Source organism: Microtetraspora fusca, assembly GCF_001570365.1.
Classification (GTDB): Bacteria; Actinomycetota; Actinomycetes; order Streptosporangiales; family Streptosporangiaceae; genus Microtetraspora; species Microtetraspora fusca.
On record NZ_BBYK01000055.1, the window covers coordinates 151,678 to 176,809 of the forward strand.

Sequence of the window (25,132 nt, forward strand, 5' to 3'; positions counted from 1 at the left end):
GGAGCCGCAGGTAAAAGCCGACGCCAACCGCCTTTGTCCGAAATATGGACGCAAAGCGGCCTTGACGTGCCGATCCGGCATAACAACGCCAAGTCGGGACTCATAAGATTGGGGGGCATGGACCACCAGACCTGAACGAACGGGGTACCGGGTGCTACACGAGAAGCTGTCGACCATCTACGACAACGTTTTGCGCCGCAATCCCGGGGAAATCGAGTTCCACCAGGCTGTACGCGAGGTGCTGGAGAGCATCGGCCCGGTTCTCGGCAAGCACCCGGAGTATGCGGAATCGAAGATCATCGAGCGTATCTGCGAGCCCGAGCGGCAGATCATCTTCCGAGTTCCCTGGGAGGACGACCAGGGCGAGGTGCAGATCAACCGCGGATTCCGGGTCGAGTTCAACAGCGCGCTCGGGCCGTACAAGGGCGGGCTCCGGTTCCACCCGTCGGTTTATCTGGGGATCATCAAGTTCCTCGGCTTCGAGCAGATCTTCAAGAACAGCCTGACCGGCCTGCCCATCGGCGGCGGCAAGGGCGGCTCGGACTTCGATCCCAAGGGCCGGTCGCAGCGCGAGATCATGCGCTTCTGCCAGAGCTTCATGACCGAGCTCTACCGCCACATCGGCGAGTACACCGACGTTCCCGCCGGTGACATCGGCGTCGGCGGCCGCGAGGTCGGCTACCTCTTCGGGCAGTACAAGCGCATCACGAACCGGTACGAGTCCGGCGTCATCACCGGCAAGGGGCTCAGCTTCGGCGGCGCCCAGGTGCGCACCGAGGCCACCGGGTACGGCTGCGCCTTCTTCGTCGAGGAGATGCTCAAGGCGCGCGGCACGTCCTTCGACGGCAAGCGCGTCGTGGTGTCCGGGTCGGGCAACGTCGCCATCTACACGATCGAGAAGGTGCGTCAGCTCGGCGGCCTCGTGATCGCCTGCTCCGACTCCTCCGGATACGTCGTCGACGAGAAGGGCATCGACCTCGACCTGCTCAAGCAGGTCAAGGAGGTCGAGCGCCAGCGGCTGAGCGCGTACGCCGCCAAGCGCGCCGGCGAGGGTGCCGTGTTCGTGCCCGGCCGCAGCGTCTGGGAGGTGGACTGCGAGGTGGCGATGCCGTCCGCCACGCAGAACGAGATCACCGGCAAGGACGCGGAGCGGCTGGTCCGCGGCGGCTGCCTCGCCGTGGGCGAGGGCGCCAACATGCCGACCATGCCCGAGGCGATCCGGGTCTTCCAGGACGCGGGCGTGGCCTTCGGACCGGGCAAGGCCGCCAACGCGGGCGGCGTCGCCACCAGCGCGCTGGAGATGCAGCAGAACGCGAGCCGCGACTCGTGGACGTTCGAGTTCTCCGAGCGCCGGCTGCGCGAGATCATGCGCGACATACACGACCGCTGCCTGAGCACCGCCGACGAGTACGGCATGGCCGGCAACTACGTGGCGGGCGCCAACATCGACGGCTTCAAGCGGGTCGCCGACGCCATGCTGGCGCTCGGCCTGATCTGAGCGACCGGCACGCGTGATCCGAGCATGACCTGAGCGTGATCTGAGCAGATCCGAGCAGGATGTCTCCCGTCCCGGGGAAGCCGCCGCACCTTCCTCCGGCGACGGGCGAGACGCCGCACCCCCCTCGCGTACTCCCCTGGTCGTACTCGACGTGTCTCTGGCCGGACGACGACGGCACGGGCGTGATGGGACAGGATCCTCCCGAACCCACGTATCTGAAGGGAGCGCACCGTGCGCAGGGTCTACGTCGCGCTGGCCGGCCTGCAACTGCTCGCCGTACTCGCGCAGTTCTACTTCGCGGGGATCGGCGCCTTCGACAAGCCACAGGCCGACGACTCGTACGGGCTGCACGCCACGCTCGGGATGATGGTCATCCCGGTCCTGTCTCTGGTGGTCACCGTGGTGGCCACGCTGGCGAAGGCACCGGGCCGCCTGATCGGCCTGAGCATCCTGCCGCTCGGCCTGGTCGTCGTCCAGATGTTGATCATCATCCTGGGCCGGGCGCTGAACGACAGCACCGGCAACACCACCGCCGGGTCGCTCGCCGTGCTCGGCCTGCACGCGGTCAACGGCCTGGCGATCATGGGCGTCGCCGGGCAGGTGCTCGCCGGAGCCCGCCGGCTCGCGTCCGCTGACGGAGCGGCTCCGAAGAACGTGACGGCGCCGGTGTCATGACCGTTTCGGGGCTGCTCGCGCTCGACCTTCTCGCCTCGGCCCTGACCACGCTCGCGTGGCTCGGGGCCGGGGCGGCGGCCGCCGTCCGGCGTCCGAAAACGGCGCTGGCCGTGCTTCCCGTGGCCGTGCTGCTGACGCTGGCCCGGATGGGCTGCGTGATCATGCTCGCCCGGGCCGGCTGGTGGTTCGTCCAGGAGAAGGTCATCATCGCGGTGCCCCTTCTCGGCCTCGCCGTCCTGGTCGCGGCCGTGCTCGCCGGGCCGCGCCTGGTCCGGGCGGCCCGCGGGCGCGGGGTCGCCGCGGCCCGGCCGATCGTGGTCATGCCCCTGTTCGGCGCCGGATTCGCCGCCGCGGCCGGGCTGGCGCACACCCTCCTGCTCGGCTATCCCGCGACCTGGAGTACCGGCCTGCTCACGATCGCGTTCCTCGGGGTGGCCCTGCTGGTGAGCTGGCGGATCGCCTGCCCTCCCGTACGCGGCCTGCGCCCCGGCATGTCCGCGATCCTCGCGGTCGGCCTGCTCGGGACCGGGCTGGCGCTCGCGCCGGGCGAGACGAGCGACCTCGGCGGCGTCTCCGAGGAACAGCACGCGCAGCACGACCGGCACGGGCAGCAGGCCGTGCCGGTGACCTCGCTGCGCGGCCCGGCCGCCCCGGCCGAGGGCAGCAGGGTGCGCCGGTACATGCTGACCGCGCGCACCTCCACCATCGCCCTGTCGTCCGGGCAGCAGGTCTCCGCCTGGACGTTCAACGGCCAGGTGCCCGGCCCGCCGATCATCGCCGTCGAGGGCGACCTGATCGAGGTACGGCTGCGCAACGCCGACATCGAGTCGGGCGTGACGCTCCACTGGCACGGCTACGACGTGCCCTCCGGCGAGGACGGCGTCCCCGGCCTGACCCAGAACGCGGTCATGCCCGGCGAGGAGTTCGTCTATCGCTTCCTCGCCACCCAGGTCGGCACGTACTGGTACCACACCCACGAGGTGTCCGACCTCGGCGTGCGGATGGGGTTGTACGGCACCCTCGTGGTCCGCCCGCGTTCCGCCCCCAGAACCGAGGGCGTGGACCTCACCCTCCCTGTGCACACGTTCTCCGGGAGGACCGTCCTCGGCAACCACGACCAGCCCATCGAGCAGCGGGCCGCCCCCGGCATGCCGGTGCGCCTGCGCCTGGTCAACACCGACAACACGCCGCACCGGTTCGCCCTGACCGGCACGCCGTACCGGCTGGCGGCGATCGACGGCAACAACGTGAACGAGCCCGGCGAGATCAGCGAGGTGGGCCTGCGGCTACCCGCCGGGAGCCGGTACGACCTCGTCTTCACCATGCCGCTCGAACTCGAGCCGTCCCGGGACGGAGGGGTGCGGCTGATCGTGGACGACCGCACCGAGGGGCTGCGGCTGGTGCCCCCGGCATCGGGCACGTCCCAGGCCAGGACTCCCTCCGAGACCCCGGGGACCGCCGCCACTCCCTCCCCAGGACCGTCCGGCCCGGTGACGTCCACCGCGAGCTGGCCGGAGCTCGACCCCCTCGCGTACGGGCGGCCCACAGCGCCGCCGTTCGACCCCGGCGCACCGGACGACCGCAGGTTCACCCTCGTCCTGGACCAGGGCCTGGCCATGGTCAACGGCCGACCGGCGTACGCCCACACGGTCAACGGGCAGGCGTTCCCCTCCATCCCCACGCAGATGGTGGCGGAGGGTGACCTCGTCCGGATCAAGGTCGTGAACCGGGGCCGCGAGACCCACCCCTGGCACCTCCACGGGCACCGGGTGCTCGTGCTCAGCCGCGACGGCCGCCCGCCGACCGGCAGCCCCCTGTACGTCGACACCTTCGACGTACGCCCCGGAGAGGTGTGGGAGGTGGCCTTCCGCGCCACCAACCCCGGCATGTGGATGAACCACTGCCACAACCTCGCCCACGCCGACATGGGCATGGCCCTCCACCTCGCGTACGAGGGCGTCACCACGCCCTTCCACGGAGCACACGGCGGGTGAGGCGGTTTCAGGTGGTCGCCGGCGCTTCCGGCGTGACGACCGGCTTGCGGCGCGGTGATCCGAGGAGGCCCTGCGAGACGGCGACTCCGAACAGGACGATGAGGCCGCCGACGGGCTGGTACCAAGCGATCTGCTCGTGCAGCACGATCACGCCGACCACGATCGAGAACACCGGCATCAGGTACGTCACCATCGACGACCGGCTCGCCCCGATCAGCCGGATGTTCCGCATGCTGAGCACGAACGCGAGCCCGCTGCCGAGCGCACCCAGCGCCACCACACTCCCGACCACCTCGATCGACAACGACCACGGCGCGGGTGGTGCCTGCCCGGTGACGATCGGCGCCACGATCGCGAGCTGGATCGTCGCCGACAGCAACAAGCTGGCGGAAAGCGCGGTCCCGGACAAGGCCGTCCCGGCGATGAACCGCTTCTGATACGGAATCGCCAGCCCGTAGGAGACCGCCGCGAGCATGCACAGCGCCTGCCCGGTCAGGTCCGCGCCGCCCTGGACATGCCACGCACCGAGCACGACCAGCATCCCGGCGAACCCGATGACGAGACCGAGCCCCCGCTGCACCGAGAACGTCTCGGTCCGGAAGATCAGTACCGCGATCGGTAGCACGATGAGTGGGGTGATCCCGTTCCAGATCCCCGCGAGGAGGGAGGGGATGCGCTCCTCGCCGTACCCGAAGAGCGTCCACGGGATCGCCGAACCGATCGCGCCGACTACGAACGAGTGCATCCACAGCTTCGGGTCGCGGGGGAGTGATTCGCGCTTCACCACGAGGATCGCGAGTAGTACGACGGAGCCGGTGCTCACCCGCCCGAGCGCGAGGTAGAGCGGCGGGAGTTCCCGCACGCCGACGGAGATGAACAGGAAACTGCAACCCCAGATCGCGGCCAACGTCAGCATCGTCGGCAACCAAGCCCGCACCGGAGCCTTGTCAGTAGTCGTCACGGCCCTCAATCCTGACATCCCGCACCACTTCACCAACAAACGGTGCTTTTCTCTCCGGATCCGGGCGCATTCGATCACGACGCGGACGTGCACCCATGGGTGCGAACAGGCTTCAGACGCCGCGCAAGGTAGAGGTGGAGTTCCAAGGGCAGGAGGGCGTCATGGCTGAGACCGATCCGGAGCGCACCTCGGGTGAGCCCACGCCTCAGGTGCCCGATGACCGCGAAGACACCGGCGGGGCCGAGGCCCCGGCCGGCATCGACGCCGAAGGCCCCCCGCCTCACGTGCCCGACGACCGCAAGGGCGCGGCCGGGTTCGAGGCCTGGAGCAAGGAGGGGTCGGACCGCGAAGAAGAGTGACCGTTCCTCAGCGATCCGGCAAAACATGCGGCGACCGACGTCGTCGGCCACCCGGGTCAGCGGACGTGTACGGCGACGCCGATGTGGCTATTCCGTGGGGGTGGCCTCGAATGCCTGGGCGACCACCCGCCGGGTCTCGTCCATCGAGGCCTGGCCGCGCTCACGTGCCACTGACGTCATCTCGACGTCGGGCATCCCGCAGGGGATGGCGAGATCCCATGGGGTGAGATCGCCGTCCACGTTGAGCGCGAACCCATGGCTGGTCACGGCGCGGCTGGCACGCATGCCGATCGATACGATCTTGCGCCCGGTCTCCTTGGTCCAGACCCCCGTGAGCAGTTCCGAGCCCGGAGGGGTGTCACGGCGCTCAGCGGCGATCCTCAGTTCGCCGAGCGCCTCGACCAGCCGAAGCTCGACCTCGCGGATGTAGTCGACGACGCCCTCGTCGGCCCGGAGCTTCACGATCAGGTAGCCGACCAGTTGCCCAGGACCGTGATAGGTCAGCTGCCCGCCACGGCCGGTCTGCATGACGGGGATTCCGTGGGTGGGGTCGGGAAGGTGCTCCGTAGGCGTGCGCTTCCCGATCGTGAACACGCTGGGGTGGCTGAGCAACCAGAGAGTGTCCGGACGGGCGTCCTCCTGCCGCTCTTCGACCAGAGCGGCCATTCGCTCCATGGCCTTCTCATAGTCGACCAGATCATCCTGAATCAACGTCAACGGTCGTTCACGCATGGGGCACCTCCATTCGCGAGCATAGAACGGCCCTGCAAAACGAACGCACGCACCCCGGAGCAAGGCCGCCCCCGCACCGCAAAGACGGTCCGTACCGGCGCTGGAGCCCTGATCAGCGCGTTCGGGGCACAGAGCGCGTACAGGCGCGGCACGTCGAGGCGCGCGGAGACACAGACGGAGGCCGCGGCGCGTCGACGCGCCCAGGTGGCCTGGACGCGGCGGCGCGGACGGCACAGCACCGGATGCCGAGGATCAGTAGTACGTGCGCGGGGGCGCGACGGGGATGAAGACCCACATGATCAGGTAGATGACGAACTGCGGTCCGGGAAGCAGACAGGACAGGAGGAACAGCAGCCGGACAAGGGTGGGCGGCATACCGAAGCGCTCCGCGATGCCTCCGCAGACCCCCGCGATCACCCTGTGTTCTCTGGATCGGTACATGAAGATTGACCCCCTTCTCACCTGGTCGAACGAACCTCCAGGAAGATCCGGTTCCGCCGCGAACCCTGACAAAACCCTGAGATAGTCCAGGGGTTTGCTTGCCCTTACAACGGACAGTTCTCCACATGGCGGACAATCCGCCACATAACGGAAGGAAGTCTGACATGGGTAAGGATGACAAGATTTCCAACAAGGCTCAGGAACTCAAGGGCAAGGCCAAGGAGCGCCTCGGCGAGATGACCGACGACGAGCGCCAGCAAGCCGAGGGCAAGGCCGAGAAGACCAAGGGCAACATCAAGCAGGCCGGCGAGAAGATAAAGGACGCGTTCAAGGACTGATCGGCATGAACGAGCGGGCGGCGGGGCTTCCACGGGCCCCGTCGCCCGTTTGGCGTCGCCGGGTTCCCATCCCCGCCTGCTCCCCCACCGATGAGGCCGCGTATGCGGACGCGGTCCGCCGTCATTCCGAGAGGGACGATTTTCTTCGACGCACCTGCGACTTGATGCTGCCTTAATAAGGATCTCGCGATATAGGCTGATTAATCGGAAACCATGGAGCGTGTCATGGATATTTCGGTTCTTCAGCAGCAGAAGCGCCTGATCGTGCGCCAGAAGATCACCATGATGGTGAACCGTTATGTCGTCCACGCGGTCCGGCCGGACGGTTCACCCGGCGAGGAGGTCGCCTTCGCGGAGCAGAAACGGTTGGCCTTCAAGGAGCAGGTCACGCTCTTCACCGACGAGTCACGACAACATGTGCTCGCGGGGTTCAAGGCACGCAACGTGCTCGACGTCGCCGGCGAGTACGACGTGACCGACCAGGACGGCACGCCGCTCGGCTCGTTCCGCAAGGATTTCGGCCGGTCGCTGCTGCGCTCGACCTGGCATGTCCGGCAGCCGGGACTACCGACGTACACGGGCGCCGAGCGCAACGTCGCCGTCGGGCTCCTTCGCCGCTTCAGCGACTCGCTGTCCTGGCTGCCCTACCACTTCGATTTCAGCGTGGGGGCGTCGATCGCGTTCTCCGTCGAGCGACGCCGGTCTCTCCGGGACAGCTATCTCGTGAAGATCCGCGACCCCCGCCTGGACCGCCGCCTGGTCATCGCCACGGCCGTCGCGCTCGACGCGCTCCAGTCCCGCTGACCCGTCGAGAGCCCCCGAGCCCCGCCAGAAGACCCGAGCCCTACCGCCGAAAGCGTGAGCGTCTCCCGGCCGGGGCAGGCCAAGCCATTGACTCGGCCCCGGCCGGAAGACGCTCACCGCTCAGACGCCGATCGGATGCCAGACGGTCTTCGTCTCCAGGAAGGCCGTCATGCGGTCCGTGCCCGGGTCGGCCAGCCAGTCGATCCGGTCGAGCGGGGGACGCAGGACGCGCTTGAGGTTCTCCGCGGCGAGTTCCTCGCACCGCACCGCGACGTCCGCGTCAGCGCCGGTGAGATCGACGGCGTTGACGTCCATGTGCCCGGCCAGCCAGGGGGCGATCTCCCCCGCCGATCCCGTCAGGATGTTCACCACGCCGCCCGGCAGGTCCGACGTGGCCAGTACCTCGGCGAGCGTGATCGACGGCAGCGGCGCCCGCTCCGAGGCGACCACGACACAGGTGTTCCCGGTGACGATCACCGGAGCGATCACGCTGACCAGGCCGAGCAGCGGCCCCGTCGGCGGCGCGACCACCGCCACGACGCCGGTCGGCTCGACCGTGGACAGGTTGAAGTACGGCCCGGCGACCGGGTTGGCGGCGCCTCGGATAGCGCCGATCTTGTCCGACCAGCCCGCGTACCAGACGAGCCGGTCGACGGCCGCGTCCACCAGCTCGCCCGCCTTCTTGGCGGTGACGCCGTCGGCGTCGACCACCTCGGCCACGAACTGGGCCCGGCGTCCCTCCAGCATCTCGGCGACGCGGTAGAGGATCTGCCCCCGGTTGTACGGCGTGGCCGACGACCAGCCGGGGAACGCCTTGCGGGCGGCGGCGACGGCGTCCCGGGCGTCCTTGCGGGACGCCTTGGCCGCGTTCGCCAGGAAGTCACCCTTTGAGGAGGTCACGGCGTAGGACCTTCCGCTCTCCGAGCGCGGGAACGCCCCGCCGATGAACAGCTTGTACGTCTTGCGCACGGCCAGGCGCTCACTCATCGAAGGTTCCAATCTGGAGTGGACGGGCCGGCTGGTAGACCTGGCCGCACCGGCAGACCCCGCCGCGGTGCGCGAACCAGCCGTGCCGTACGGCGAAGCGACGGGAGCGGCGGCCGCGGGCGTACCCGGTTCCCGCCCCGGCGACGGCCCGTCGGATCAGGCGGCGACGACGGCGATGGTCACACTGCAAGGTACGCCTCCAGTCCGTGTCGTCCGCCCTCCCGGCCGTAGCCGGACTCCTTGTACCCGCCGAACGGCGAGGTCGGGTCGAACCGGTTGAAGGTGTTGGCCCAGACGACCCCGGCCCGCAGCCGGTCCGCCATCCACAGGATGCGGGACCCCTTCTCCGTCCAGATCCCGGCGGACAGGCCGTACGGCGTGTTGTTGGCCTTCTCGACCGCCTCGGCGGGGGTGCGGAAGGTCAGCACGGACAGCACCGGCCCGAAGATCTCCTCGCGGGCGATCCGGTGCGACTGGGCGACGCCGGTGAAGACGGTCGGCGGGAACCAGAAGCCACGCTCGGGGATCGGGCAGGCGGGCGACCACCGCTCGGCCCCCTCGTTGACACCGGCCTCGGCCAGCTCGCGGATCTTGGCGAGCTGCGCGGCGGAGTTGATCGCGCCGATGTCGGTGTTCTTGTCCATCGGGTCGCCGAGCCGCAGGGTGGACAGCCGCCGCTTGAGGGCGTCGAGCACCTCGTCGGCGACCGACTCCTGCACCAGCAGCCGAGAACCGGCGCAGCACACGTGGCCCTGGTTGAAGAAGATGCCGTTGACGATGCCCTCGACCGCCTGGTCGAGCGGAGCGTCCTCGAACACGATGTTCGCGGCCTTGCCGCCCAGCTCCAGCGAGAGCCTCTTGCCGGTGCCGGCCACCGACCTGGCGATCATCCGGCCGACCTCGGTCGAACCGGTGAAGGCGACCTTGTCCACGCCTGGGTGGTTGACCAGGGCCGCGCCGGTCTCGCCCGCGCCGGTCACGATGTTCACCACGCCGGGCGGGAGGTCGGCCTGGCGGCAGATGTCGGCGAACGCGAGCGCGGTCAGCGGGGTCGTCTCGGCGGGCTTGAGCACCACCGTGTTGCCGCAGGCCAGCGCGGGAGCGATCTTCCAGGCGAGCATGAGCAGGGGGAAGTTCCACGGGATGACCTGCCCGGCCACGCCCAGCGGTCGCGGATCCTCACCACTGTGCCCGTCTGTCGTCCTCCGGCCGAACCCCGCGTAGCGCAGCTTGTCCGCCCAGCCCGCGTAGTAGAAGAAGTGCGCGGCCACCAGCGGCAGGTCGACGTCCCGCGACTCGCGGATCGGCTTGCCGTTGTCCAGCGTCTCCAGTACGGCCAGCTCGCGCGAGCGCTCCTGGATGATCCGGGCGATCCGGAAGATGTACTTGGCCCGCTCGGAGCCGGGCAGCGCGGACCACGTGGTGAACGCGGCGCGGGCCGCCCGGACCGCGCGGTCGACGTCCGCCTCGGTCGCCCAGGCGACCTCGGCCAGGACCTCCTCGGACGCCGGGTTGATGGTCTTGTGGTGGTTCTCGCCCTGGGAGTCGACCCATTCGCCGCCGATGAACAGCCCGTACGACGGCTTGATGTCGACGATCTCCCGCGATTCGGGCGCAGGTGCGTACTCGAACATGGGCCGCCTCAGTCCAGGGTGAAGTAGTCGGGGCCGGCGTACCGGCCGGTGGCCATCTTCTGCCGTTGCATGAGCAGGTCGTTCAGCAGGGTCGAGGCGCCCAGCCGGAACAGGTCGGGGGTGAGCCAGTCGGCGCCCGCCGTCTCGTTGACGAGCACGAGGTACTTGATCGCGTCCTTCGTCGTGCGGATGCCACCGGCGGGCTTGACCCCCACCACGCGGCCGGTGCGCAGCCGGAAGTCCCGGACCGCCTCCAGCATGACCAGTGTCACGGGGAGCGTGGCGGCGGGCTGCACCTTGCCGGTGGAGGTCTTGATGAAGTCGGCCCCGGCCAGCATCGCGAGCCAGGAGGCCCGGCGCACGTTGTCGTACGTGGCCAGCTCGCCGGTCTCCAGGATCACCTTGAGGTGCGCACTGTGCTCGCCTTCCTGCGCGCCTCCGGCAGGACCACACGCGGCCTTGATCGCGGTGATCTCCTCGAACACCTTCAGGTAGTCGCCCGACAGGAACGCGCCGCGGTCGATCACCATGTCGATCTCGGCGGCTCCGGCGGCCACGGCGAGCGCGGTGTCGGCGACCTTCACGTCCAGGGATGACCGCCCGCTCGGGAACGCCGTCGCCACGGAGGCCACCTTCACCCCCGAACCGTCCAGGGCGCGTACGGCGGTCGCCACGAGGTCGGGGTAGACGCACACGGCGGCGACACGGGGAACGGAAGGGTCGGTGGGATCGGGGTGAACCGCCTTGGCGCACATCGCCCGGACCTTGCCCGGGGTGTCGGCGCCTTCCAGAGTGGTCAGGTCCACCATCGAGATGGCCAGGTCGATCGCCTTGGCCTTGGCCGTCGTTTTGATCGAACGCGTCCCCAGCATCGCGGCGCGCGCGTCCGCACCGACCCGGTCGACGCCGGGTAGCCCGTGCAGGAACGCGCGAAGCGCCGCGTTGGAAGATGCGACCTCCGCGAACGGAGCAGTCGTAGTTGACACCTCCCCAGCATCGCCGACCAGTCTCACCGTTTCCAAACCGACCATCGGCCGATGCCTCCTGGGCTTTTTTGGCAGATGTCGCCGGTCCCGACCTGCGACGTCTTATACATGGGATGACCCGGTGACCATGTCTAAGGAGGCTTAGGAGGGCGTAAGCCCAGAGGACCGCATACAGATAGGGCATCCGCCTGATGTGCCGTAGGGGGCCTTAGCCCGAACCTTGAGTGTGTAAGGGAATTGAGAGGAGAAACGGGATGGCTCCCGAACTGCAGTACCAGCTCATGATCACCCGCGCGGCCGAGCTCCGCGAGGAGGCTGCCCACCAGCGGACCGTACGCGCGGCGATCGCCGCACTGAAGGAGCGACGCGAGAGCGCGCACAGGGCGCGGGCGGCCCTCGGCAAGTCCCACGTCGCATGACCACGCTTCGAAGGCCCGGCCGGATCCTCCCTCCCGGCCGGGCTTTTTCACCTCCTTAGGCCGGGTCTGAAGATCAAGACCTACTGCACGCGGCCGGGCACTTGTCAGACACTCCCCAGGCCCGTTCACTGACCGGAAAACCGGCGAAATCCGGACGGATGGCATGTAATGCTTGACGACATGATGGCCCGGGCGGTTAGCCCCGTTTTCGTCGGACGGGGCGCGGAACTCGAGATGCTGGCCGAGGCTTTCGAGCAGGCCCGCAAGCAGGCGGCGGCCGTGGTGCTGCTCGGCGGCGAGGCCGGCGTCGGGAAGTCCCGCCTCGCCGCCCGCTTCGCCGAGCAGGCCGCGCGGGACGGCGCCCACGTACTCGTCGGCGGGTGCGTGGAGCTCTCCGCGGAGGGCCTCGCCTACGCTCCGTTCACCGCCGCCCTGCGCCAGCTCGTACGGGAGACGGGCACCGCCGACGTGGCCGGGCTGCTGCCTGACGGCTCCGGACGCGAGCTGGCCCGGTTGCTGCCCGAGTTCGGCGAGCCCAGCGGCAACCTGGACACCGAGTCGGCGCGGGCCCGGCTCTTCGAGCTGATCCTGACCCTGCTGGAACGGCTCGCCGAGCGGCGGCCGGTGCTCCTCCTCATCGAGGACATCCACTGGGCCGACCGCTCCAGCCGCGACCTCATCGCCTTCCTGAGCCGCAACCTGCGCGGCGCGCCCGTCCTCATGGTCCTCACGTACCGGTCGGACGAACTGCACCGGACGCACCCCCTGCGACCGGTGCTCGCGGAACTCGCCCGGGTGGAGGGCGTCGTCCGGATCGACCTGCCCCGGTTCACCCAGCACGAGGTGGCCGCGCAGATGGCCGGCATCCTCGGCGTGACCCCGGAGTTCGCCAAGGTCGGCAGGGTGTTCGAGCGCAGCGAGGGCATCCCGCTGTTCGTCGAGGCGCTGATCGACTGCGGCGAAGACTGCTCCTTCCCCGAGTCGCTGCACGACCTGATCAGCGCGTCCGTGGAGCGGCTCCCCGACGACACCCAGCACGTGCTGCGCATTGCCGCGGCGGGCGGGATCCGCGTGGGCCACGCGCTGCTCGCCGCGGTCAGCGGGCTGTCCGACGAGGACCTGGAGCGCGCGCTGCGCCCGGCGATCGCCGCCAACGTCGTGCAGGTCGCCGACGGCACCTACGTGTTCCGCCACGCCCTGATCCGCGAGGCCGTGCACGACGACCTGCTCCCCGGTGAGCACATGCGGCTGCACGCCCGGTACGCGCTGGAGATCGACCGCGACCGGGACCTCGTGCCCCCGGGACGGGCGGCGATCGAGATCGCCCACCACTGGCACTCGGCCCGCAACGACCTCTGGGCGCTCATCTCGGCGTGGGAGGCGGCGGAGAAGGCGGCCCGCGCCTTCGCCTACACCGAGCAGATCGACCTGCTCGAACGCGTCCTCACGCTGTGGGACAAGGTGCCCGACGCGGCCGAGCGGATCGGCGTGGATCACGTCACCGTGTACGAGCGCGCCTCCGAGAGCGCGTACCTGTGCGGTGAGATGGAGCGCGCCAAGAAGTTCGTCCAGGGCGCCCTCTCGGAGCTGGACGAGGAGACCGAGCCGGAGCGGGTGGCCGCGTTGCTGGTCCGCCGGGCCAACATCAAGATCCAGAAGCACACGTCCGGGTTCATCGAGGACCTCCGCCACGCCGAGCGGCTGGTCCCCCACCCCACCGAGGCCAGGGCATACACGCTGAGCCATCTCGGCCGCGTCCTCATGCTCTGCGACGAGGTCCCCGAGGGGACCGCGCTCACGCTGGAGGCGCTCCGGCTCGCCGGTGACCTCGGCGACGAGTGCCTGGAGGCGGACCTCCTGCTGAACCTCGCCCTCGGACACTCGATCTCCGGCGACCTGGAGCAGACCCGCGCCACCAACGACCGCGCGCTCGCCATCGGGAGGCGACTCGACTCAGCGCGGATCACGCTGCGCGCGATCGCCAACAACGTGGACACGCTGAACAACCTCGGCAGGTCCGAGGAGGGGGTACAGCTGGCCGTCGAGGGCGATCGGCTGGCCAAGAGGTACGGCAGGATGCGCGCCCAGGGCGCGTTCATCGCGAACAACCGGGCCGAGGCGCTGGAGGCCCTCGGCCGGTGGGACGAGGCCCTCGACGTCAGCGCGCGCGCCCTGACCATGGAGCCGCCCCGGCAGAACCGCTGGCATCTGCTGCGCGTGCGGGCCGACATCGCGATCGCCCGCGGCGAGGAGGACACCGCCAAGCAGATCCTCACCGAGGTCGGGGCGTTCACCCCCCGGACGGAGGACGGGACGCAGGAGTGGGCGGCCAACACCCGCATGCTGATCGGCTGGTACCTGCTCCGCGGCGAGCCGGACAGGGCGGTCGAGGCGGCCCGGTCGGCGCTCGTCAACCCGCGCTGGTCCGGGAAGGCCATGCTCGGCTGGCGGCTGCTCGCCGCGATCCGGATCGCCTGCGACCGGGCCGCCGCCGTCTCCCCCGAGCTGACCGCGACCGTACGTGGCCTGACCGACGCGTTCGCGGCCGAGATGGTCACCGACGGGCCGGTGGGCACGGCGTTCCGCCAGGTGTACGAGGGCCGCTTCGACGAGGCGGCGGCCGGGTGGAAGCTCCTCGGCCGCCCGTACCCCCGGGCCAAGGCCCTCGTGTACGGGGCGATCGCGGCGGCGGCGAGCGGCGACCGCGACGGCGCCGCCGTACGGCTCCGCTCGGCGAGGCCGCTCGCCGGGGCGCTGGGCGCGGCCCCGCTCATGGCCGAGATCGACGCCCTGGCCCGCCGGGTCGGCGCGGCCCTCGACGACGCGCCCACGCGGAAGGCCGCGCCCGAGATCACGCTCACTCCGCGCGAGCTGGAGGTGCTCCGGCTGGTCGCCCAGGGCCGGACCAACCGCGACATCGCCGGCGAGCTGTTCATCTCGGCGAAGACCGTCAGCGTGCACGTGTCCAACATCCTGCCCAAGCTGGGCGTCTCGACCAGGGGCGAGGCCGCGGCCGCCGCGCACCGCCTCGCCCTGCTCGACTGAACTCCGGGCGCGGCGGGTCACACGAGCAGCGGCTCCAGCAGGAGGATCACGCCGAAGATCGCGAACGCGGCGGCCGCGCCGTACTTGATCCACTTCTCGGGGAGGTGCGTGCCGAGGAAGCGGCCGACGACGATCGCCAGCGCGTCGGCCGCCACCATGCCGACCGTTGAGCCGATCCAGGTGCCGAGCCAGCCGTGCTGCGTGGCGAGCGTGATCGTGGCGATCATCGTCTTGTCGCCCAGCTCGCTGAGGAAGAACGCCACGGTCACCGCGATCAGCACGTTCCGCGTGGTCCTGGTGGCCTTCGACGACTCTTCGTCGCTGAGCTCGTCGCCGCGTAGGGTCCACGCGGCGAAACCGAGGAAGGCGATGCCGGCCGCGATGGAGATGGCGGTCGTGGGGAGGGCGTCGCCGATGACCCGGCCGAGCCCGACGCTGAAGAGGTGGACGACCGCGGTCGCCGCGGTGATGCCGACGAGCACCGGCCACACCTTGAACCGGGTGGCGAAGGTGAGGGCCATGAGCTGGCTCTTGTCACCGAGTTCGGCCACGAAGATCACGGCCAGGGATATCCAGAACGCTTCCAAGGGTGCCTCTCGCTGCTCGCGCGACCGGACCGCGTTCGGCACCCGGGGAGTTTCGGGCACACGACTTCGGCCCGGCAGCACAGGGACATGACTGTCGGGCCGAAGGTCTCGTCCGCCGCATGGGCTCCGCGACCGGGCGTGAGACGTCACGCCAGTATGTCGATCGACGGATTCGGGACTACTCCCCTTCGGGTGGTTCCTCCCTAACCTAGCGGATCCCACCCGATGCCTATTCCGGCCATCCGGACCAGCCCGGGCACAAGAACCCGCAGCCTCAGAAGCACCCAGGCCCAGGAGCCGGGGCCGCAGGGGGCCAGGAGCAGGTCCAGCGGCTCAGGAAACAGGGGCCTGGGGGCCTCGGAGGCTCCGACGGCTCAGTCGGCTCAGTCGGCTCAGTCGGCTCAGTCGGCTCAGTCGGCTCAGTCGGCGAGGGAAACGCCCACCATGACGGGCTCGTTCACGAGGGTGACGCCGAACTTCTCCCGCACGCCGTCCCGCACCTCACGGGCCAGTGCGAGCAACTCGGCGGCACTCGCCTCGCCGGTCGGGTTCGTGAGGGCGAGCGTGTGCTTCGTCGAGATGCGCACCCGCCCCTTCTCGTATCCCTTGGGGAACCCGGCGTTCTCGATCAGCCAGGCCGCCGGGACCTTCACCGCGCCGTCCGGCATGCCCCATCGGGGGAAGCCCGGCGCGCGGAGTTCGAGGTCGGCCGCCGCCGCCGCGTCGAGCACGGGATTGGTGAAGAACGAGCCCGCGCTGCGCGTGTCCGGATCCTCCGGGTCGAGCACCATGCCCTTACCGCGCCGTAGTGCGAGCACCGCCTCCCGCGCTTCGGCGAGCGGCACCCGCTCCCCGATCTCCACGCCGAGCCGCGCCGCCAGCTCCTTGTACGCCACGGGGCCGGAAAGGTCGGACGAGGTCAGGGCGTAGGTCACGGCGAGGACGACGTGCCGCCCGGTGTCCGCCTTGAAGACGCTGTGCCGGTAGGCGAAGCCGCACTGATCCGCGTTCAGCTCGCGGATCTCGCCGGCCGTCCGGTCGTAGACGCGGACCCCCGTGACGGTCTGCGACACGTCCTGCCCGTACGCCCCGACGTTCTGGATGGGGGTGGACCCGACCAGGCCGGGGATCCCGGACAGGCACTCGACCCCGGTCAGCCCCTCGGTCACGCAGCGGGACACCAGCACGTCCCAGTCCTCGCCCGCCTGCACGGTCACCCGCCCGTCGCCGGCGATCTCGACACCGGTGGAGGCCACCCGGACGACCAGGCCGTCGAACCCCTCGTCACCGATGACGAGGTTGCTGCCGCCGCTCAGGATCAGCACCGGCTCGCCGTTCCGGTCGGCCTCGGCCACGATCTCGACGAGCTCGCCCTCGGATCGCGCCTCCACGAAGGCGCGGGCCCGGCCGCCCATCCGCAACGTCGTGTACGGCGCGAGCCGCACTCCTGCCAAACGGTCAGCCATGCGTGTTCCTCAAGCGACGACGAAAAGCGACAAACGGCCGCGGGGGAGGTCCCACCGCGGCACGCCCCAGCCTACGGCCGGTCGGTGTCCGGCCGGGCGCGCCGATCCGGCGCGGGCCCGGTGTCGCCGTCCTCCTCGTCCGCGTCCTCGTCGTGCTCGCGGATCGCCTCGGCTATGGCCTGGTCGAGGCGGGACGTCGCGATGCTCCCGTCCCACAGCAACTGGGAGGCGACCATGGACGGCTCGCCCGACGGCGTGAGGGCCGTCTCGATCGTCCCTCCCGGGTAGATCTCGTGGTGCTCCGGGGCCCGCTCGGCCTGCTGGGAGGCGTCATGGGCGCTCCGCGCCCTCTCGGGGGTCAGCGGCGGCCCCGACGCGCGTACGGCCCGCTCCGTGCGGCCCGGCGGCACGGCCTGCCCGGCCGTCTCCTGGCCCTGCTCTTGGCCCTGCTCTTGGCCCTGCTCTTGGCCCTGCTCTTGGCCCGCGGCGCTCACGGCGTCACCGGGCTCGGGGTCCCGCCCGGCGTCGAGCCCCTCGGATCCGGAGTCGGGGTTGGGGCGGTCCGGCTCCGGCTGGGGAGAGCCGGGGCCGGAGCGCCGTACGGACTCGGCGCCCCTCACCGGCTCCCGGTCGCTCCCCTCGGCACGCTGCTCACTCGAACGCGTCATGCCGGGACGCTACCCCGGCACTCCCCCGCAAACCTCGGCCGGAGGAACCGGCGTCAGGAGAGCTGGACGACGGCGCGGGCCCTGGACAGGACCCTGCTGTCCCCCGACTTGGCGGTGAGGACGACCACGACGCGCTTGTCCTCGAGCTTCTCCTCGATGACACCGCTGACCCTGATCACGGCGCCCTTGTCGTCGTCGGGCACGACCACCATGGACGAGAAACGGACGCCGTAGTCGACGACCGCGGCCGGGTCGCCCGCCCAGTCGGTGACGAACCGTCCGCCCTGGGCCATCGTGAACATGCCGTGGGCGATGACGTCTGGCAGGCCCACCGACTTGGCGAAGCGCTCGTTCCAGTGGATCGGGTTGAAGTCCCCGGAGGCGCCCGCGTACTTCACCAGGTCCACCCGGTGCACGGGGTATTCGACGGCGGGGATCTCCTGCCCGGCCGTGACCTCGTCGTACTTGACCGTCGCAGCCATGGTTACGCCGCCCCTCCGCGCTCGACGATGACGTTGTAGGTCCGGCAGACGAGCTCACCTTCGGGGGTCGTCACGTCGCTCTGCACGGTCAGGAACTCGTTGCGGCCCACGCTGCGGATCTCCGTGATCGTGGAGGTGCAGACGAGCTGGTCGCCGGCGTAGATGGGGCGCTGGTACTCGAAGCGCTGCTCACCGTGGACGACCATGGCGAAGTTGAGACCGAGCTCGGGGTCGGCGAACGCCTCACCGGCGCCGGCCAGGCTGAACACGATCGGGAAGGTCGGCGGCGCGATGACGTCGGGGTGCCCGGCCTCGGCGGCGGCGGCCCGGTCGACGTAGATCGGGTTGGTGTCGCCGATCGCGGCGGCGAACTCCTTGATCTTCACGCGGCTGACCTCGTAAGGGGTGGGCGCCGTATACGCCCGCCCGACGAAATCACGGTTCAAAGCCATCGGTGCCCGTGCTCCTTCGCGGCTACAGAGCGGAAAAGGCCGACGGTAACAGAACAACATTCGGCTGTCGTGGGTCGGGCTTTCGCCGTACGCCGGCCAGGACCAACGTTAGCCCGGTCGGCCCGTTGGATCATGTGTCGCCCCGCGCCAACGACGCCCACCATGGTTCTGTATCGAGACGACAAAGCGGGCTTCCCCATGGCACGGCGTTCGTGCCCTGTGCTCGGGAAGTTCCATGCCCTGAGGGTTCGGTGACACGGAGAGGTCGGTGACACGGAGAGTTTCCCGCCCGAAAACACGAGAAACCGGCGCTCCGCTTCGGGAACGCCGGTTACGCGTTTTATGACCTGCCGGTCTTATCGCCTGCCGTGGGCACCGCATGCCTCACCTGAGAAGCACCTGGACCGCTGCCGGGGGACGTCATGCGTCTCACCCCGGCGCTTCCGAACGTACGCGCCTCTCGCCCTGCTCTCGCGGGCGCCGCGGATGGCGTCTCTGGAAGACCTGCCGCCCGAAAGGCGTGCTGCGCCTTGCCCTGGTTCCCAGGGGCGCGATGGGCAGTACGTCGCGACGTTCTGCCCAGGAGACGCCGGTTAGCGCGTCTCGCGGTGCGCCTGGTGCGTCTTGCAGTTGGGGCAGTACTTCTTCAGCTCAAGCCGATCCGGGTCGTTACGCCGGTTCTTCCGCGTGATGTAGTTGCGGTGCTTGCACTCCTGGCAGGCCAGCGTGATCTTCGGCCTAACGTCTGTGGCAGCCACGTGGGAGTGCCTTTCTACGTCTGGGACTACTGGACAACCCGAAACTCGGCGCCCTGTGTGAGGGAAACCGAGCAGGGTAGTAGCGGAGGCCGGACTTGAACCGGCGACACAGCGATTATGAGCCGCTTGCTCTGCCTGACTGAGCTACTCCGCCTTGAACCGGCAAAAACGACCGGCCACGCAAGGATACCCGACCTGTACGGCTGTCGCGCACCCGCGTACGGCCGTGATCGGGCTCGGGTGCCTCCAGTGTGCCGGAACTCACGGGAGAAACCCAAACCATTTCCGATGGAAGAAGAGAACCCCTCCCATCACGCCAAAAGACCCGCCCGAAAGATCGAGCGGGACTTGTTAGCGAGAGCCCCCAAACGGAATCGAACCGTTGACCTTCTCCTTACCATGGAGACGCTCTGCCGACTGAGCTATAGGGGCGTGCCCGCCGCCGCTCTCGCGCTGCGGACAGGTGTAACCATACACGGCCCCGGCGGTCGATGCGAAATCAAAGTGCGGCCACGCAACGCGCTCCGAGAAGCGGCTCGTGAATCGGCCCGCCGCGCTCCAACCGAGGGCCCGCCCGACCTGCGATCTTGTGCGTCCGGCCCCCGTCCTGGCACGAAGAGTGTGACCGCTACTCGTCCTGAGGCGCGGGCAGGGAACCCTTCAGGTCGGCCGTCTTCCTCTCGGCCGGGGGCAGGTGCGCCTTGACGGCGTACCTGGTGAAGTAGCCGTCGCCCCTGTACGGCACGACGTTGCTGAGGGTGACGGTCGCGTTGTAGGGGTGGTTCTGGCAGCGCGGGAGGCACCAGGTGCCGCTCAGCCGGCCGACGCCGACCGCCCGGCCGGGTCCCCAGCTCTGCCAGCTCATCCCGCTGACGGTGCTGAACTCCGACAGCACCAGGGCCGGGGGACGCTGATCGCTCCTGCCGTTCTCGTCGCCGTACAGGTTGAGCACATAGATCGGCGTCTCCTCGACGGGAGCCGTACGGGCGGCCTGGCTCGCGCAGGCGGCGAGGCCCAGGGCGGCCAGGCAGAGCAGCACGGCCGGGCGGAGTGCGGCGGGCAGGCGCATGGTTCCCCCTCGTGAGACCGGGATTCTCCGAGGTTAGAGGGGTCGCGCCCGGCTCGCGGGGATCTACGGGAGCGCGGCCCGGCGGTCGTCGTCACGCGCCGGGAAGGGGATCACTTCACAAAGGTCGGCAAGGTCGACATGCCGGGCGACCTCCTCGACTGAATGGCAGTCGGCGACGGGCCGCCCGCCCCTCCAGACCTGGAGCACCTGGCGGCCGTCCCGGGTCGCGGGCACGATCTCGTAACCGTCGGGGCCCACCCATCGCCGTTCCATAGTCCGACAAACTATCGCTTCGCCCCGTCAATTTCTCAGAGCATCACAGGTCACACCTGTTGTGGAGAGATGTCCGTCACGATGAGTAGTGATAGAAGCCGAGCAGGTCCTTCACAGCACCGATGTCGTCGATCCGCGTGGTCGTGCCGGTGGCGAAGGCATTGATCATCTTGCCGCCGCCGATGTAAACGCCGACGTGATGGGTCTTCCTCCCCCTGCCGTAGAACACGAGATCGCCGGGGCGGGGCGTGCGCACCCTGCGCATCCGGCGGATGTGGTCGTCCGTGGCGCCCCGGCCCAGCACGTCGTCGCCGTAGGCGAGCCGGTACATCCATCGGGTGAAGCCGGAGCAGTCCAGGCCCAGGGTGCGCTCCGCCGGGCAGGGCTGTACGGACCCGGTGTAGCCGCGGCAGGTCCCCCGCGACGGGCCCGGACGCGTCCCGTGGCCGCCTCCCCAGGAGTATGGGATGCCCTGGAAGGCATAGGCGTAGCCGACGACCTTGACGAGCTCGTCGCCGCGTGGGATCGATCCGGTGGCGAGGAAGAGCACGGCCGCCAATGCGGCGAGGCGCCCCCAACGCATGGATGCGACGCTAGCTTCTCTCCCGCTTCGTCGCAGCCACCTTTCCGATCGAATCCACCCAAGAACAGCGTGGGGCCCGGCTAGCATTCCTTGATCCATAGCCTCCGAGGTGGAACGGAACATGCGCGAAGAACGCACCGCCATGTCGACGTGGGACGCTGTGCTCGCCGCGGTCTCCGTCCCGGCCTGGCTCGTCGCCTTCCACGTCGCGAACGAGATCGGCATGGTGAGCGACCACCTGTGCCTGCGAAATCCGCTCACCGACATGATCGAGTACGAATACGACGGCTGTGACCTGTCCTGGGAGCTCGCGTCCCTGACGTCCACGACGCTCGTGCTGGTCGTTCCCGTGTGCTGGCTGGCGGCCCTGGTCCTTCCACGCCGCCTCGCCGGCACGCGCCGCGCGTCGCTCCGGGTGGCGGCCGCCCTCCTGGCCGGCATCGTCCTCATCGGGCTCGCGGTCCTCTTCTCCCTGTGACCTCCGCCCGCACCGCTTTTCCAGGGCGTGCCCGATCAGCAGCCCGCGGTGGGCTCCCGGGGCTCCGCGGCCGGCTGGGTGATCCGGATCGCGTTGCCGAAGGGGTCGCGCAGCGCGCAGTCGGTGCCGTAGAAGTGCTCGGTCGGCTCCTGCGTGAACTCGACGCCCTTGGCGCGCAGCGACTCGTACGCCTCACGGCAGTCGTCCGTGCTGAAGATGAGCAGGCCGATCGCGCCCTTGGCGACCAGTTCCCGTACCTGCTCGGCCGTCGCCTCGTCCAGCGCGGGCGGGCCGGGCTTCTCCAGCAGGATCTGGCGCTCCGGCTGGCCGGGCACGTTGACGGTCAGCCAGCGCATGAAGCCCATATCGACATCGGTGTGGACCTCCAGGCCGAGCGTTCCGACATAGAAATCGAGGGCTTCGTCCTGGTCGAAGACGTAGATGTGCGAATGCGTGAGTGACTTCACCATGCTGGCCACGCTAGTCATCCGCGGCCACGCGGAGCTTCTCCGAAACTGCTCGGTCGCGTCCACGACATCGCGAAACACGTCGGCACGGGCGGGATGCGGCCGCGGCGCCGATGCGCGGTCGGGGACTCGCCCACGATGGCGCGGAACGTCCGGCTGAACGTGCCCAGGCTGGCGAAACCGACGTCGAAGCAGATCTGCGTCACGGAACGGTCGGTCTGGCGCAGCAGGAACATCGCACGCTCGACCCGGCGGCGCTGAAGGTAGCGGTGCGGTGTCTCGCCGAAGGTCGCCCGGAAGGTCCTGATGAAGTGCGCATCCGAGACGTGCGCGATCCGGGCCAGCGTCGGGATGTCGAGCGGTTGCGCGTAGGCGCGGTCCATCGCGTCCCGGGCGCGCAGCATCCGCCGGTTGGACTCCTCCACTGCCCGGCTCATCGCCCCCTCGCTCGGTAAACTCGATCACCCTGCCGTACCCCCGGCCGTGTTGTTCACGGTAACCGCTCGCCACTCGTCGGCGTCCCGTGCGGCGAGGACGGCGAGGACGGCGAGGACGGCGAGGACGGTGGGACTTCGATGGACGTGGACCGGGGCGTCGTCTATGGGCCGAGCCGCAAGGCCCTCGATGTCTATCGCGGCGGCCCCTCTCCCCTGCCCGCCGTACTGCTCTGGCACGGCAGAGGCCCGGACGAGCGCGACGTCCTCGAACCGCTGGCCCGCGCGGTGGCGGAGTCGGTCCCGTTCTGGCTGGTCCACGGCGTACACGATCCGATCGTGGAGGTGGAGCGGTCGCGCCGGTTCGCCGCGGCCCTGCGCGGACGTGGCTGGCCGGTGGCCCTGCTCGAAGTCGAGAGCGACCACGCCGGCGTCGTCATGACCGAGTACGCCGCGGAGAGAGGGCGGTGCGTCCCCGCGCGGGACGCGCACGCGGTCGAGACGGGCCTCCTCACCGCCCGCCTCATCGCCGACGCGGCGGCCTCCCTTCCCGCCCGCGATCCGGAATGAGGCCGGGGCGTACGCGGCCAAAGGCGATTTAAGACTGTGGCCGTCTGACGGGCACTGTGCGGTGGCTCCGCGACGGCAGCTCAGCCTCTGTGAAGGCCTCTGTTGAGGCCGCGACGGCGCAGCAGCAGTCCGGTGGCGGCGGCGAGGGTGACCACCGAGCCGATCAACATGATCATCCGTCCGTCCGGGCCCGACTCACCGCCTCCACCGGTGGCGGCTCCGCCCACCGGCGTCTTGAACGGCTTGTCATCTTCCTCCTCCGGCTCCTCCGGGGCCTGCGTCACGGTCGCCGTGACGGTATGCGTCGGCAGGCTGCTCGCGCTCGCCGTGGCACTGGGGGTCGGCTCAGGACTCGGCGTAGGGGTGGCGGAGTGGCTCGGCTGGCCGCCTGCCGCGGCGACGGTGAGGGTGTAGGTCTTGAGAGCGTCGGCGTTCCGCACCTCGCACTTGATCGACACTTGTCCGGTTTCGGTCCCAAAGTTGATGGCACCCGGCCGCACCGACGCCGTCCCCGCGTTTTTGGGAGTGGTCCTCAGGGAGACCGTGGTCGTCGGCAGTTGGATGATCTGTCCCGGGCTGAGCGTGGCGAGCTGTTCCACTCCGGTCGCCGAGGACAACTGGGGCAGGCCGCTGATGGCCGCGTACGCGTACAGCTTGGTGCTTCCCGGCAGCCCTGCGGCGGGCACCTTCAGCGCGCTGCCGTCGGCGTACGTTCCGTGCCAGCCGATGGACAGCTGCCGGTCCACTGTGGCGTCGGTCGGCATCGTCAGCTCGACCTTGACCTTGACCTCCTGCTTCTCGGCCACGCCCGAGATGGTGCATTCGTAATCGACGATGTCGGTGGCCGTGTCCCGCCGCACTTCGGGGACGGCGGCCTGTGCGGGCGAGCAGAGGCAGAGCAGGCCGCCTGCCACGACGGCCGAAAGCATGGGGCGGATGCGCAAGTCGACTCCTGTTGCGACAAAGGGGGTACAGGAGAGACGGTGCGCGACCCCATCCGGTTGACACCGCTACGCCCCATTAAGTGCGTCGTGGAGACCGGCTGGTACTTCAGCGGATGGGCAGCGTTGGGTGCGGCGCGCTCGGAACGATGCCCGCCATGGTGTTGGTGATGGCCCACCGTTCGTGATCGCGCCAGGCTCCGTCGATGAACAGCAGATCGGGCGCGTATCCCTCGTACCGGAACCCGAGGCGCTGGACCAGCCGCAAGGAGGCGTGGTTGTCGGGCTGGATTTGGGCCTCCAGCCGGTGGAGGCGCAGCTGCTCGAACGCGTACCGTAGCGCCAGGCCGAGGCCCTCGAACATGTACCCCTGGCCGGCCGCGGGAGCGAAAGCCGCGTAGCCGAGGGAGGCGGACTGGAACCGCCCGCGAACAATGCTGTTGATATTGATGTTGCCGGCCATGGCACCCGTGTCACGTACGCAGACGAGCAGCCCCTGGGCGGACAGCGGATCGTCGAACCGCCGGAGGTACGCCTCGAAGTCCTCCGCCGTGGCGGGCAGGGACATCCACGGATGGTGCAGGTCGGCGCTCGCGCGGACCAACCGGACGAACTCGTCCTGGTCGTGGCGGGTCATCGGTCGCAGAACCACCCGGGAGCGATCTCCTCGCGGACCGGTGAGGTCGGCGTCGATCACCGCCGCGTGTCGGGCTTCCTCGGCGTCGTCATGGGGGATCACCGGCACAGGGTAGCCAATGAGCCGACCGCCGCTCGGTCTCATGGTGCCCGGCAAGCCACGCCGGCTCGGCGTACGGAAAGAGCATCATCGGCCCAGGACCTCAAGGTAATGCTGGTTGTACATGACGCCGGGGATGTTGCCGAAGGGGTCCACCACGGAGGCGGAACGTTGACCTTCCAATCGCCGTATCGCGCCATCGGTCTTGGCCGAGAGTCCACGTATGTGCTTACGCGGCGTGCGCTCGGGTGATCTGCTCCACCGCACTCCACATGTACACGCGAGGCCGGGCCTT

The 25,132-nt window shown here is 69.5% G+C and carries 29 protein-coding genes and 2 tRNA genes; 10 read left to right on the forward strand and 21 right to left on the reverse strand.

Annotation, left to right across the window (positions count from 1 at the left end; translation table 11 throughout):
• The first annotated feature begins 151 nt into the window (after positions 1–151).
• The 3 genes from gdhA (at position 152) to AWQ68_RS24985 (ending at position 4,167) form a co-directional block, all read left to right on the forward strand.
• The gene (gene gdhA, locus AWQ68_RS24975) at positions 152–1,498 is read left to right on the forward strand and encodes an NADP-specific glutamate dehydrogenase (RefSeq protein ID WP_066944249.1); all 1,347 of its coding nucleotides are present in this window, start codon (positions 152–154) and stop codon (positions 1,496–1,498) included.
• 231 nt (positions 1,499–1,729) lie between these two features.
• Complete coding sequence (locus AWQ68_RS24980; RefSeq protein ID WP_066944251.1) at positions 1,730–2,173, forward strand: DUF6220 domain-containing protein; 444 nt, start codon at positions 1,730–1,732, stop codon at positions 2,171–2,173.
• Positions 2,170–4,167 carry a multicopper oxidase family protein gene (locus AWQ68_RS24985; protein ID WP_066944253.1) on the forward strand — a complete coding sequence of 666 codons (1,998 nt, stop codon included), beginning with the start codon at positions 2,170–2,172 and terminating at the stop codon, positions 4,165–4,167. Before AWQ68_RS24980 ends, AWQ68_RS24985 begins: the two co-directional genes overlap by 4 nt.
• A 7-nt stretch (positions 4,168–4,174) precedes the next feature.
• Here AWQ68_RS24985 and AWQ68_RS24990 read toward each other — a convergent pair whose 3' ends face one another.
• Positions 4,175–5,128, reverse strand: a complete 954-nt coding sequence (locus AWQ68_RS24990; protein ID WP_218007013.1) for a DMT family transporter — start codon at positions 5,126–5,128, stop codon at positions 4,175–4,177.
• Between the two features lie 161 nt (positions 5,129–5,289).
• Between AWQ68_RS24990 and AWQ68_RS24995 the strand changes: the two genes are divergently transcribed.
• Positions 5,290–5,487, forward strand: a complete 198-nt coding sequence (locus AWQ68_RS24995; RefSeq protein WP_066944258.1) for a hypothetical protein — start codon at positions 5,290–5,292, stop codon at positions 5,485–5,487.
• Between the two features lie 87 nt (positions 5,488–5,574).
• On the opposite strand, the gene lipB is transcribed toward AWQ68_RS24995, so the two are convergent.
• Together lipB and AWQ68_RS41270 are read right to left on the reverse strand one after the other, a co-directional pair.
• Positions 5,575–6,219 carry a lipoyl(octanoyl) transferase LipB gene (gene lipB, locus AWQ68_RS25000; RefSeq protein ID WP_066944260.1) on the reverse strand — a complete coding sequence of 215 codons (645 nt, stop codon included), beginning with the start codon at positions 6,217–6,219 and terminating at the stop codon, positions 5,575–5,577.
• Between the two features lie 252 nt (positions 6,220–6,471).
• On the reverse strand, positions 6,472–6,660 hold the full coding sequence (locus tag AWQ68_RS41270; RefSeq protein WP_084464372.1) for a PspC domain-containing protein: 189 nt from the start codon (positions 6,658–6,660) through the stop codon (positions 6,472–6,474).
• 164 nt (positions 6,661–6,824) lie between these two features.
• Between AWQ68_RS41270 and AWQ68_RS41275 the strand changes: the two genes are divergently transcribed.
• Complete coding sequence (locus AWQ68_RS41275; RefSeq protein WP_084464373.1) at positions 6,825–6,998, forward strand: CsbD family protein; 174 nt, start codon at positions 6,825–6,827, stop codon at positions 6,996–6,998.
• Between the two features lie 225 nt (positions 6,999–7,223).
• Positions 7,224–7,802, forward strand: coding sequence for an LURP-one-related family protein (locus AWQ68_RS25005; protein ID WP_066944328.1), 579 nt, complete (start codon positions 7,224–7,226; stop codon positions 7,800–7,802).
• 120 nt (positions 7,803–7,922) lie between these two features.
• On the opposite strand, the gene AWQ68_RS25010 is transcribed toward AWQ68_RS25005, so the two are convergent.
• The 3 genes from AWQ68_RS25010 to deoC form a co-directional block, all read right to left on the reverse strand.
• Positions 7,923–8,789, reverse strand: a complete 867-nt coding sequence (locus tag AWQ68_RS25010) for an aldehyde dehydrogenase family protein (RefSeq protein WP_066944263.1) — start codon at positions 8,787–8,789, stop codon at positions 7,923–7,925.
• Positions 8,790–8,968: 179 nt separating this feature from the next.
• Positions 8,969–10,423, reverse strand: coding sequence for an aldehyde dehydrogenase family protein (locus tag AWQ68_RS25015; RefSeq protein ID WP_066944265.1), 1,455 nt, complete (start codon positions 10,421–10,423; stop codon positions 8,969–8,971).
• Between the two features lie 8 nt (positions 10,424–10,431).
• Positions 10,432–11,409: a deoxyribose-phosphate aldolase gene (deoC, locus tag AWQ68_RS25020; RefSeq protein ID WP_066944330.1), complete on the reverse strand. Its 978-nt coding sequence runs from the start codon at positions 11,407–11,409 to the stop codon at positions 10,432–10,434.
• A 254-nt stretch (positions 11,410–11,663) separates the two neighbouring features.
• Between deoC and AWQ68_RS42710 the strand changes: the two genes are divergently transcribed.
• Both AWQ68_RS42710 and AWQ68_RS45790 read left to right on the forward strand, forming a co-directional pair.
• Positions 11,664–11,828 carry a hypothetical protein gene (locus tag AWQ68_RS42710; protein ID WP_157545676.1) on the forward strand — a complete coding sequence of 55 codons (165 nt, stop codon included), beginning with the start codon at positions 11,664–11,666 and terminating at the stop codon, positions 11,826–11,828.
• A gap of 183 nt (positions 11,829–12,011) precedes the next feature.
• The gene (locus AWQ68_RS45790; RefSeq protein ID WP_281217729.1) at positions 12,012–14,873 is read left to right on the forward strand and encodes a helix-turn-helix transcriptional regulator; all 2,862 of its coding nucleotides are present in this window, start codon (positions 12,012–12,014) and stop codon (positions 14,871–14,873) included.
• A 17-nt stretch (positions 14,874–14,890) separates the two neighbouring features.
• Here AWQ68_RS45790 and AWQ68_RS25030 read toward each other — a convergent pair whose 3' ends face one another.
• The 11 genes from AWQ68_RS25030 to AWQ68_RS25075 all read right to left on the reverse strand — a co-directional run bounded on the left by AWQ68_RS25030 (position 14,891) and on the right by AWQ68_RS25075 (position 21,211).
• Positions 14,891–15,460 (reverse strand): TMEM165/GDT1 family protein, encoded by a 570-nt coding sequence (locus AWQ68_RS25030; protein ID WP_066944269.1) that lies wholly within the window; start codon positions 15,458–15,460, stop codon positions 14,891–14,893.
• Positions 15,461–15,879: 419 nt separating this feature from the next.
• Entirely contained in the window at positions 15,880–16,926 is a 1,047-nt protein-coding gene (locus AWQ68_RS25035) for a UDP-N-acetylmuramate dehydrogenase (RefSeq protein WP_066944271.1), read from the reverse strand.
• Positions 16,927–16,997: 71 nt separating this feature from the next.
• Complete coding sequence (locus AWQ68_RS25040; protein WP_066944272.1) at positions 16,998–17,594, reverse strand: hypothetical protein; 597 nt, start codon at positions 17,592–17,594, stop codon at positions 16,998–17,000.
• A gap of 53 nt (positions 17,595–17,647) precedes the next feature.
• Complete coding sequence (locus AWQ68_RS25045; RefSeq protein WP_066944274.1) at positions 17,648–18,076, reverse strand: MaoC family dehydratase; 429 nt, start codon at positions 18,074–18,076, stop codon at positions 17,648–17,650.
• A 2-nt stretch (positions 18,077–18,078) separates the two neighbouring features.
• Positions 18,079–18,528, reverse strand: a complete 450-nt coding sequence (locus tag AWQ68_RS25050) for a MaoC family dehydratase N-terminal domain-containing protein (RefSeq protein WP_066944276.1) — start codon at positions 18,526–18,528, stop codon at positions 18,079–18,081.
• Positions 18,529–19,121: 593 nt separating this feature from the next.
• The gene (rpmG, locus tag AWQ68_RS41280) at positions 19,122–19,286 is read right to left on the reverse strand and encodes a 50S ribosomal protein L33 (RefSeq protein ID WP_030921771.1); all 165 of its coding nucleotides are present in this window, start codon (positions 19,284–19,286) and stop codon (positions 19,122–19,124) included.
• Between the two features lie 80 nt (positions 19,287–19,366).
• Positions 19,367–19,440, reverse strand: a tRNA-Met gene (locus tag AWQ68_RS25055).
• A 205-nt stretch (positions 19,441–19,645) separates the two neighbouring features.
• Positions 19,646–19,718: transfer RNA gene (locus AWQ68_RS25060), tRNA-Thr, on the reverse strand.
• Positions 19,719–19,914: 196 nt separating this feature from the next.
• Positions 19,915–20,355 (reverse strand): hypothetical protein, encoded by a 441-nt coding sequence (locus AWQ68_RS25065; RefSeq protein ID WP_066944278.1) that lies wholly within the window; start codon positions 20,353–20,355, stop codon positions 19,915–19,917.
• Positions 20,356–20,418: 63 nt separating this feature from the next.
• Positions 20,419–20,628 (reverse strand): transposase, encoded by a 210-nt coding sequence (locus tag AWQ68_RS25070; RefSeq protein WP_066944280.1) that lies wholly within the window; start codon positions 20,626–20,628, stop codon positions 20,419–20,421.
• A 76-nt stretch (positions 20,629–20,704) separates the two neighbouring features.
• On the reverse strand, positions 20,705–21,211 hold the full coding sequence (locus tag AWQ68_RS25075) for a C40 family peptidase (RefSeq protein WP_066944282.1): 507 nt from the start codon (positions 21,209–21,211) through the stop codon (positions 20,705–20,707).
• Positions 21,212–21,332: 121 nt separating this feature from the next.
• Between AWQ68_RS25075 and AWQ68_RS25080 the strand changes: the two genes are divergently transcribed.
• On the forward strand, positions 21,333–21,689 hold the full coding sequence (locus AWQ68_RS25080) for a hypothetical protein (RefSeq protein ID WP_157545678.1): 357 nt from the start codon (positions 21,333–21,335) through the stop codon (positions 21,687–21,689).
• A 35-nt stretch (positions 21,690–21,724) separates the two neighbouring features.
• On the opposite strand, the gene AWQ68_RS25085 is transcribed toward AWQ68_RS25080, so the two are convergent.
• Together AWQ68_RS25085 and AWQ68_RS25090 are read right to left on the reverse strand one after the other, a co-directional pair.
• Entirely contained in the window at positions 21,725–22,159 is a 435-nt protein-coding gene (locus AWQ68_RS25085) for a VOC family protein (protein WP_066944286.1), read from the reverse strand.
• Positions 22,160–22,173: 14 nt separating this feature from the next.
• Positions 22,174–22,593, reverse strand: a complete 420-nt coding sequence (locus tag AWQ68_RS25090; RefSeq protein ID WP_066944287.1) for a helix-turn-helix domain-containing protein — start codon at positions 22,591–22,593, stop codon at positions 22,174–22,176.
• 138 nt (positions 22,594–22,731) lie between these two features.
• On the opposite strand from AWQ68_RS25090, the gene AWQ68_RS25095 reads away from it, so the two are divergent.
• A complete protein-coding gene (locus AWQ68_RS25095; protein ID WP_066944289.1) occupies positions 22,732–23,160 on the forward strand; it encodes an alpha/beta hydrolase in 429 nt (142 codons plus the stop codon).
• Between the two features lie 80 nt (positions 23,161–23,240).
• On the opposite strand, the gene AWQ68_RS25100 is transcribed toward AWQ68_RS25095, so the two are convergent.
• Entirely contained in the window at positions 23,241–24,104 is an 864-nt protein-coding gene (locus AWQ68_RS25100) for a hypothetical protein (RefSeq protein ID WP_157545680.1), read from the reverse strand.
• Positions 24,105–24,210: 106 nt separating this feature from the next.
• Positions 24,211–24,840 (reverse strand): GNAT family N-acetyltransferase, encoded by a 630-nt coding sequence (locus AWQ68_RS25105; protein WP_245656074.1) that lies wholly within the window; start codon positions 24,838–24,840, stop codon positions 24,211–24,213.
• Positions 24,841–25,132 lie beyond the last annotated feature (292 nt).

Excerpts from the sequence above, each read along its gene's own strand:
- AWQ68_RS24985 (WP_066944253.1), top strand. The coding sequence starts at position 2,170 with ATGACCGTTTCGGGGCTGCTCGCGCTCGACCTTCTCGCCTCGGCCCTG.
- AWQ68_RS24995 (WP_066944258.1), top strand. The coding sequence starts at position 5,290 with ATGGCTGAGACCGATCCGGAGCGCACCTCGGGTGAGCCCACGCCTCAG.
- lipB (WP_066944260.1), bottom strand. The coding sequence starts at position 6,219 with ATGCGTGAACGACCGTTGACGTTGATTCAGGATGATCTGGTCGACTAT.
- AWQ68_RS41270 (WP_084464372.1), bottom strand. The coding sequence starts at position 6,660 with ATGTACCGATCCAGAGAACACAGGGTGATCGCGGGGGTCTGCGGAGGC.
- AWQ68_RS41275 (WP_084464373.1), top strand. The coding sequence starts at position 6,825 with ATGGGTAAGGATGACAAGATTTCCAACAAGGCTCAGGAACTCAAGGGC.
- AWQ68_RS25005 (WP_066944328.1), top strand. The coding sequence starts at position 7,224 with ATGGATATTTCGGTTCTTCAGCAGCAGAAGCGCCTGATCGTGCGCCAG.
- AWQ68_RS25010 (WP_066944263.1), bottom strand. The coding sequence starts at position 8,789 with ATGAGTGAGCGCCTGGCCGTGCGCAAGACGTACAAGCTGTTCATCGGC.
- AWQ68_RS25015 (WP_066944265.1), bottom strand. The coding sequence starts at position 10,423 with ATGTTCGAGTACGCACCTGCGCCCGAATCGCGGGAGATCGTCGACATC.
- AWQ68_RS42710 (WP_157545676.1), top strand. The coding sequence starts at position 11,664 with ATGGCTCCCGAACTGCAGTACCAGCTCATGATCACCCGCGCGGCCGAG.
- AWQ68_RS45790 (WP_281217729.1), top strand. The coding sequence starts at position 12,012 with ATGGCCCGGGCGGTTAGCCCCGTTTTCGTCGGACGGGGCGCGGAACTC.
- AWQ68_RS25035 (WP_066944271.1), bottom strand. The coding sequence starts at position 16,926 with ATGGCTGACCGTTTGGCAGGAGTGCGGCTCGCGCCGTACACGACGTTG.
- AWQ68_RS25040 (WP_066944272.1), bottom strand. The coding sequence starts at position 17,594 with ATGACGCGTTCGAGTGAGCAGCGTGCCGAGGGGAGCGACCGGGAGCCG.
- AWQ68_RS25045 (WP_066944274.1), bottom strand. The coding sequence starts at position 18,076 with ATGGCTGCGACGGTCAAGTACGACGAGGTCACGGCCGGGCAGGAGATC.
- AWQ68_RS25050 (WP_066944276.1), bottom strand. The coding sequence starts at position 18,528 with ATGGCTTTGAACCGTGATTTCGTCGGGCGGGCGTATACGGCGCCCACC.
- AWQ68_RS25065 (WP_066944278.1), bottom strand. The coding sequence starts at position 20,355 with ATGCGCCTGCCCGCCGCACTCCGCCCGGCCGTGCTGCTCTGCCTGGCC.
- AWQ68_RS25070 (WP_066944280.1), bottom strand. The coding sequence starts at position 20,628 with ATGGAACGGCGATGGGTGGGCCCCGACGGTTACGAGATCGTGCCCGCG.
- AWQ68_RS25075 (WP_066944282.1), bottom strand. The coding sequence starts at position 21,211 with ATGCGTTGGGGGCGCCTCGCCGCATTGGCGGCCGTGCTCTTCCTCGCC.
- AWQ68_RS25080 (WP_157545678.1), top strand. The coding sequence starts at position 21,333 with ATGCGCGAAGAACGCACCGCCATGTCGACGTGGGACGCTGTGCTCGCC.
- AWQ68_RS25085 (WP_066944286.1), bottom strand. The coding sequence starts at position 22,159 with ATGGTGAAGTCACTCACGCATTCGCACATCTACGTCTTCGACCAGGAC.
- AWQ68_RS25090 (WP_066944287.1), bottom strand. The coding sequence starts at position 22,593 with ATGAGCCGGGCAGTGGAGGAGTCCAACCGGCGGATGCTGCGCGCCCGG.
- AWQ68_RS25095 (WP_066944289.1), top strand. The coding sequence starts at position 22,732 with ATGGACGTGGACCGGGGCGTCGTCTATGGGCCGAGCCGCAAGGCCCTC.